The organism is Brevibacillus sp. NRRL NRS-603 (assembly GCF_003013445.1).
GTDB classification, from domain to species: domain Bacteria; phylum Bacillota; class Bacilli; order Brevibacillales; family Brevibacillaceae; genus Brevibacillus; species Brevibacillus formosus.
The window spans coordinates 1-8,065 of record NZ_PXZN01000086.1; the positions used below are offsets into that span (position 1 = coordinate 1).

The window sequence follows — 8,065 nt, forward strand, 5'->3', positions numbered from 1 at the left end:
TTCAGGGAATAAAAGAAACCATCCAGCTCGGATGGTTTTTTTGTACTATCCAAAAACTGAAATTTCTGACGTCTATCATTTTGAAAAAGGAGTCATGTCATTATGGAACAAGCTTCTTCGAGTCGGCTCCACTATGCCTGGATTATTGCGGGTGTCACCTTTTTTATTCTCTTGGTTGGTGCCGGAATTCGCTCAGCTCCTGGTGTTTTTATGGTTCCTGTTGAACAAGAATTTGGTTGGAGTCGCTCTTCTATCTCCATAGTGTTGTCGATTAACCTATTGCTATACGGATTGGTGGGACCATTTGCAGCAGCAGTCATGGATCGATTTGGAATAAGGCGTATCACGATCATTGCTCTTATCCTTTTAGCATTGGGCTCCTCCCTCACGATTTGGATGTATGCCTCCTGGCAACTGACTGTACTTTGGGGAGTCGTTGTTGGACTGTGTTCAGGATGCACGGCTTCCGTATTGGGAGCGATGATCGCAAATCGCTGGTTTGTGAAGCAACGAGGATTGGTTATGGGGATATTAACGGCGAGTGGTGCAACAGGACAGCTGGTATTTCTCCCTCTTCTTGCAAGCTTAGCTGAATCAGATGGCTGGCGTACGGCATCGTGGGTGATTGCAATAGCAGCTTTGATTTTGGTTCCGATTGTGGCTATCTTGATACGTGATCGACCAAGTGATAAGGGGCTTCAGGCATTTGGTGCGACGGAAGTTGATAAAGAAATAGAGGATAGCAAGCAAAACCCTTTTCGTGCAGCTGTTGATGGTTTACTAAAAGGATCTCGTTCCTTTGATTTCTGGTTGTTGGCTGGCAGCTTTTTTATTTGCGGTCTCTCTACAAATGGTTTAATCGGTACTCATTTTATAGCTGCTTGTATGGAGTACGGCATTCCTGCAGGCGTCGGGTTGGCTATCGGATCGTTTTAACAATCGTTGGCTCTTGTTTTGGTATTACGGTTTACGGGGATTTTCGTTAATGCTGCTTCCTGCAGTGCTATCCTCATCTACGTTTACTCTGGGCTTATTCATTGTCTTCTATGGCTTAGATTGGGTAGCCACGGTTCCTCCAACACTTAGGTTGACAACTGATATTTTTGGAAAACAGCAATCAGGAATTTTGTTTGGGTGGATATTGGCTGCACATCAATTAGGTGCTGCTGTGGCCGCTTACGGTGGAGGAGTCATTTATACCATGTTGAATAGTTACTTCATCATGTTTATCATTGCGGGAATATTTTGCTTGATTGCTTCTGTCATGGTTATACGGATTGGAAGGAACGCGCTCGCGGCGAAAATTTCCGGGAACATGTAGCGGTAAATATATGATGGAAAGAAAACACCCGAGTAGACACTAGATCACTCGGGTGTTAGTTAGTTTTCAGGCTGCGGATACAAGGGGAGGATGATGCGGAAAACAGCGCCGTGAAGTGGACCATTTTCTGCTTGGAGATGGCCGTGCGAACGTTCAATAATTGCTCGAGAAATAGCTAGCCCCAGTCCAACATCACCATTTTTTCCTTTCACAAAACGATGAAATAAATGGGGGAGAAGTTCTTCCGGGATGCCCTCCCCATCATCTTGCACTTCTATTTGGAGTTGGCGTTTGCTAGGTTTAATTTCGATCGTGATCTGTTTCTTAGCATGGCGCAAAGCATTTCCAATGATGTTCAACAAGGCTTGAAGAAACTTTCCTTCATCTACGTACACTACGTCATTGGTTTTAATTGGACGTACTGAAATCGTTACATTGTGTTGGAGCTGCAGAGGGTGTAAACACTCAATGGCCCGAGTTACCAGTTCGGTAGCAGAATGCCACGAGGGATCAAACAAATTCTCTTCCCCTTCAAGCTTGGCTAACAGGATAATTTCAGTCACAATATGCTTCAGTCGATTGGTTTCCTCTACGATGACATCAAAACCTTTTTCAGCAGCAGCATCAACAAAAACGCCATCGCGAATTCCCTCGGCATATCCTTGGATGGACATGAGAGGGGTTTTTAGTTCGTGGGAAGCATTCTGTAAAAATTGCCGCTGGATTTCATGAAAACGATCCAGTTCTTGTGCCATGGAGTAAACACTATTCGAGACTTCAGCAATTTCACCGCGAGCAGGAATGAGTTGGACTTCGGAAAAACGCCGTGCTTGAACCTTTTTTATTTCTCTCGTCAATTTATGGAGTGGCTTCACCATACTACGTGTAATAAAAAAGCTGAGCAAAATGGTAGATACAGCTCCAATCAAGACGATGAGCAATATATTATTCGTCATCTCCATACGAATGTCTTTTAGTCCGCGTACAGGAGAGGCCAGAATCAGTCGTTGCTTATCGTCGTTTTTAAAAGGCAAGTTAACGACCACGTAATCATCGCTTCCGACCATCCATATGTTTCGATTTTGCCTTTTCTCCGCTTTACGCTCAAGGGCATCCATCCACTCGCTCAAATTGGAAGACGGCAGGGACGTGTAGAGTACTTTTTTCTTTTTGCCTAAGAGCAGAACTTCTATCTTGCGATTGGAGACGAGAAGCTTTTCAAGTTCTGCGACTCCCTCTGTTTCAATCTTTACATTCGATTCGTTCATTTTTTCAATCCAGAATCGACCTTTTAGGTTTAATTCATTTTTTTGCTGCTCAATTAAATTATCCAGCAAAAACGAATTGATCAGGACAGCTGATACCCCCATGACAAGGCAGAGAAGAAGGGCAAACATCAACGTAATGCGAAATTGGATACTCATTCATCCTTCGTTCCTTCCAAAGTTCGCAGGCGATACCCAAAGCCCCAAACGGTTTCGAGAGGGATCTTGTCCAGCTTTTTCCGAATACGACGAATGAGATCATCAACCACTCGATCACTTCCAAAATAATCGTATCCCCATACAAGGGAGAGCAGCTCATCACGGGAAAAAGCCCGATTCGGATGTTCAGATAAAAGGCTGAGCACCTGAAATTCTTTCGAGGTTACCTCTACTTCCTCCCCAAAAGAATACACGAGACGTTTTTCTTTATCTAATATAAGAGCGTTGTTAGCTGTTTCTTTCGGGTTACTATCTTTCGTAATGAACGGGGATTCTTCAGCATGGGATTTCATTTGTTTCCAACGTTGGAGTGCCCGATTCACGCGTGCTACTAATTCTCGAGGGCTAAAAGGCTTGGTGAGATAGTCGTCGCTTCCCAGCTCTAGTCCAAGAATCTTGTCTACTTCTTCGTCGCGTGCAGAAACCATGATGATAGGCGTTTCTGAGCCGGCACGGATACGTCGGCAAAACTCATAGCCATTCATACCTGGCAACATGATGTCCAAAACCCATAGATCCGGGGGATTCTCTTGCTCTAATGTAATAGCCTCTTCGGCTGATTCAACGGCAGTTGTAACATAGCCTTCCTTTTGCAGATAGGCTTCGACGATCTGACGAATATTGATGTCGTCGTCTACGATAGCAATGTGAAAGGTCTTCATAGGATTCCTCCGCCAACCTTAGGATTCTCACTTTATTGTACATCTTCAAACAGACTTAATCAGTTGTTGTAGGCATTTCCCACACTTTTCCCATACTTACTTTTCTACGTTTCTTACAATAGTGTAAGGAAGTTGAAACCCAAATCGATAGGACTACGTGTTTATTCCCTGTAAAATCAAAGTACATTCAATAAACGGAGGGATACACTATGAGAAAACTACTACAGATGGTCGCAATTACGTTCGGATTGTTAATCGATACAAAGACAATGATTCGCTTCACTGAATTAGAAATGGTCGTAAAGCTGTAAAGATGATGATAAATACAAGTAAAAAAACATGAACTTCTAGGCGCCAGAATGTAGGGGCCTTTTTTGTTTTGTGTGTGACCCAGCGTGAAACAAAGTTGGAATATTTAGGGATAATGCGAAAATCGAGAGTGTATAATCAAAATCGGAGGGAAATCTTGAGGAAATGAATTGATTCAACTGGATTTTTTGGACGTGTCCTCTCTCTATATGGTATAATGAAGTATTGTGATAACCAGTTGGAGGTTTACCCTTTATGGCAGAAGAAACTGCTCGGTTTCCAAAAGTCGATATTAGCCACGAAATGAGAGAATCGTTCATTAGCTATGCGATGAGCGTTATCGTCAGTCGGGCTTTGCCTGACGTTCGCGATGGTTTGAAGCCTGTACACAGGCGTATTTTGTATGCCATGCACGATATGGGCCTTACTCCTGACAAGCCGTTCCGTAAATCGGCAAACGTTGTCGGGGAAGTAATGGCGAACTACCATCCGCATGGTGACTCTTCCATCTATGAAGCGATGGTACGTATGGCCCAAGATTTTAACATGCGCTACATGCTGGTTGAAGGGCAAGGGAACTTCGGTTCTGTAGACGGCGACCCGGCAGCGGCGATGCGTTATACGGAGTCGCGTTTTTCCAAGCTCGCGCTGGAGCTTTTGCGCGATATTGATAAAGAAACGGTCGATTTCACTCCTAACTACGACGGACGCAAAGAAGAGCCGGTTGTATTGCCTTCTCGTTTCCCGAACTTGCTTTTGAACGGGGCATCAGGGATTGCTGTAGGTATGGCTACCAATATTCCGCCGCATAACTTGACGGAAGTTATTGATGGTGTCATTGCCATGATCGACAATCCTGATATTACGATTCAAGACTTGATGAAAATCATCAAGGGACCTGACTTCCCTACAGCGGGGGAGATTCTTGGTTACAGTGGTATTCGCCGTGCCTATGAAACAGGCCGTGGTTCCATTATTATGCGCGCCAAAACCCAGATTGAAGAGGATGGGAAAGGCAAACCGCGCATTATCGTAACAGAGATCCCTTATCAGGTGAACAAGGCTAGACTCGTGGAAAAAATTGCGGAGCTAGTGCGTGAGAAAAAAATCGAAGGCATTACCGACCTTCGTGATGAGTCTGACCGCAAAGGAATGCGTATCGTCATGGAATTGCGCCGTGACGTCATTCCAAAGGTTGTATTGAACAATCTATTTAAGCATACCCAAATGCAGTCTACATTTGGTGTGAATATGCTGGCACTCGTTGACAGTCGTCCGCGTGTATTGAATCTGCGCGACATGCTCTACTACTATTTGGAGCACCAGCGTGTCATTATCCGCAGAAGGACCGAATACGATCTCAAGCAAGCAGAAGCCCGTGCGCATATCTTAGAAGGCTTGCGCATTGCATTGGATCATATTGACGAGATTATCAGCTTGATTCGTTCTTCTCAAACCACGGAAGAAGCTCGCACAGGACTCATGGAGAATTATTCGTTGTCCTACGAGCAAGCACAGGCGATTCTCGATATGCGTTTGCAACGCCTGACTGGTTTGGAACGAGAAAAAATCGAGAACGAATACCAAGAGCTCATGGTAAAAATCGCAGAACTGCGTGCTATTCTTGCAGACGAAGCCAAAATCTACGCGATCATCCGCGATGAGCTGGGTGAGATCAAAGAGAAGTTTGGCGATGCAAGACGCACGGAAATTACTTTCGATGAGAATCATATCGAAGATGCAGATTTGATCCCAGAGGAAGATGTGGTCATCACCCTGACGCATGACGGTTATATCAAGCGTCTGCCTGTTTCCACCTACCGTTCGCAAAAACGTGGTGGACGTGGCGTGCAGGGGTTGGGAACCAAGGATGACGATTTTGTCGAGCATCTGTACATTACCAACTCGCATGATTACATCATGTTCTTCACGAGCAAAGGGAAGGTTTATCGCCTAAAAGGATTCGAGATTCCTGATCTGAGCCGGACAGCGAAAGGTACCCCAATCATCAATCTCATTCAGATTGAAAAAGGGGAGCGGGTTAGTGCGGTAATTCCTGTGAAGGAGTTTGATCAAGAACACTACCTGTTCTTTGCGACCAAGAAGGGGATTATTAAGAAAACCACGCTGGAGTCCTATGAAAATATTCGCAAAGGCGGACTGATTGCGGTTAACCTACGCGAAGATGATGAGTTGATTGGTGTTCGTCTGACGGATGGCCAACAAGAAATCATCATGGGTACTCACAAAGGCATGTCCGTCCGTTTCAATGAGGGAGACGTACGCACGATGGGACGTAACGCCACCGGTGTGAAGGGGATTACCCTTGACGACGATGATGATGTCATCGATATGGACGTTATCAAACCGAATGCAGAAGTGCTCATTGTAACGGCGAATGGTTACGGAAAACGGACTCCTGTCGATGAATACCGCATTCAATCTCGTGGCGGTAAAGGAATTAAGACACACAATGTAACGGATCGAAGCGGTCCAGTTGTTGGTCTGAAAGTTGTTGAGCCTGAAGAAGATCTGATGATTATTACCACTTCCGGTATCATCATTCGTACAGAAATGAAAGGTATTTCTGTGATGGGGCGCTACACGCAAGGTGTAAAACTGATCCGTCTGTCTGAAAATGAGCAAGTGGGATCAGTCGCCAAGTGTCCTCCAACTGAAGAAGAGGACCTGTCAGATGAAGATGCGGAAGAGAGAATCGAAGATCTGCAAGATGGAGAGACTGTCGAAGTTGAAGCAACCGAGCCTACTGAACCGACAGAGGAATAAAGAAAATCACGACAAGAGCGTCCCGCATAATGTGGGGCGTTTTTTCGTATAAGTGCAGAAAGTTTGTCCAACCCATTGCTTTTTTCCTGCAAATGGTTTGGGTTTGAAGTAAAATTGGGAAATGGATACTATATCATTAACAAGTTGGATCGGGTGGTGAGCAGGTTGCCCAATGTGGAAGTGAAACAACTGACTCTTGGAGCGAAATTGGCTGAAGACGTATTTACAGCATTGGGAGGCATTCTTTTTGCAAAAGGAACCCCTCTCTATGAACGAGAAGTTCAATTCTTAGAAGCGTTCATGATCAAGCAGGTACAAGTAGAGGATTCAGGAGGGGCTGTGACTGACCAAGGTGAACCCACTAAGGTAGATACGCCAGAAGCTTCTGAGAAGTTTACCCAGACGAAACCTGTGTTTCAGGAGTCATTTGATAAAGCAGTGTCTACACTGAAAAATTTGATGACCCGCGTACAAGGCGGCAATAACATACCAGTTATGGAAGTCAGAGAAGTTGTAACGCCGATTATTACGGAGTTTCAGCAGCAACCACAAGTTCTTCTCTCCCTTCGGCGCTTTTCAAAGATGGATAGCTATGCCTACGAGCATGCCGTAGCGGTTGGGATTATTTCTTATATGATTGCAAAATGGGTCAAGGTACCTGAAAAGGAATGGATGCAGGTAGCATTGGCCGGTACATTGCTCGATATAGGAAAAACGAAAATTGACCGGCGGATTTTGCAAAAACCAGGGAAGCTTACACCAGACGAATTCGAAGAGATGAAGAAGCATACCGTTTATGGATACCAAATTATTAAGTCATCCCACGGTTTAAGTGAAGGTGTAGCATTAGCGGCTTTGCAACATCATGAGCGAGAAGATGGTTCAGGCTATCCGCTAGGTTTGCCTGGATCTAAACTGCATTTATACAGTAAAATTGTCGCTGTGGCCGATGTGTATCATGCAATGAGCTCGGATCGTGTCCACCAAAAGGCGTTGTCTCCCTATCAAGTCGTAGAGCAATTAGTGCAGGATAGCTTTGGGAAACTTGACCCTACCATTGTTCGGACATTTGTGGAGGGGATCACTCAATTCGCTGTAGGAACGCTCGTTGAATTAAGTGATGGAACGATTGGGAAGATCGTATTTACAGATCGTAATCACCCAACGAGACCAATGGTTGAAACAGGTGGAAAAATCGTAAACTTAGTCGAAGCGCGACATTTATCAATTGTGAGAGTAATGGAACAGTAAAGGAGAGAGGCGAGTGATTCGCCTCTCTTTTAATATAGTTTAAATAAATTCAATTTTATTATAAAAACCTCTTGTGTTGTTTAAGAATACGTGATAAGATACTTCTTGTCGCTTCGATTGAAGCAACACTTCAAGAAGACGCCGCTAAGCGGAACAAGATTTTTTAAAAAACATCTTGCAAAAGCTTAGGCGGTATGATAAGATAGAAAAGTCGCCTCGAGAGAGACGAACAAAATGCTCTTTGAAAACTG

Annotated in this window: 4 protein-coding genes and 1 pseudogene; 3 read left to right on the plus strand and 2 right to left on the minus strand. The window is 44.5% G+C overall.

The window, feature by feature from the left end; all coding sequences use genetic code 11:
- Positions 1–102: 102 nt before the first annotated feature.
- Positions 103–1,321: pseudogene (locus tag C7R94_RS28185) on the plus strand (MFS transporter).
- A gap of 59 nt (positions 1,322–1,380) precedes the next feature.
- Here C7R94_RS28185 and C7R94_RS28190 read toward each other — a convergent pair.
- Together C7R94_RS28190 and C7R94_RS28195 are read right to left on the minus strand one after the other, a co-directional pair.
- Positions 1,381–2,745 (minus strand): sensor histidine kinase, encoded by a 1,365-nt coding sequence (locus C7R94_RS28190; protein ID WP_106785870.1) that lies wholly within the window; start codon positions 2,743–2,745, stop codon positions 1,381–1,383.
- Entirely contained in the window at positions 2,742–3,467 is a 726-nt protein-coding gene (locus tag C7R94_RS28195) for a response regulator transcription factor (protein WP_106785871.1), read from the minus strand. Before C7R94_RS28195 ends, C7R94_RS28190 begins: the two co-directional genes overlap by 4 nt.
- A 564-nt stretch (positions 3,468–4,031) precedes the next feature.
- On the opposite strand from C7R94_RS28195, the gene gyrA reads away from it, so the two are divergent.
- A complete protein-coding gene (gyrA, locus tag C7R94_RS28200) occupies positions 4,032–6,563 on the plus strand; it encodes a DNA gyrase subunit A (RefSeq protein WP_106785872.1) in 2,532 nt (843 codons plus the stop codon).
- A gap of 165 nt (positions 6,564–6,728) precedes the next feature.
- The gene (locus C7R94_RS28205; protein ID WP_197238384.1) at positions 6,729–7,814 is read left to right on the plus strand and encodes an HD-GYP domain-containing protein; all 1,086 of its coding nucleotides are present in this window, start codon (positions 6,729–6,731) and stop codon (positions 7,812–7,814) included.
- Positions 7,815–8,065 lie beyond the last annotated feature (251 nt).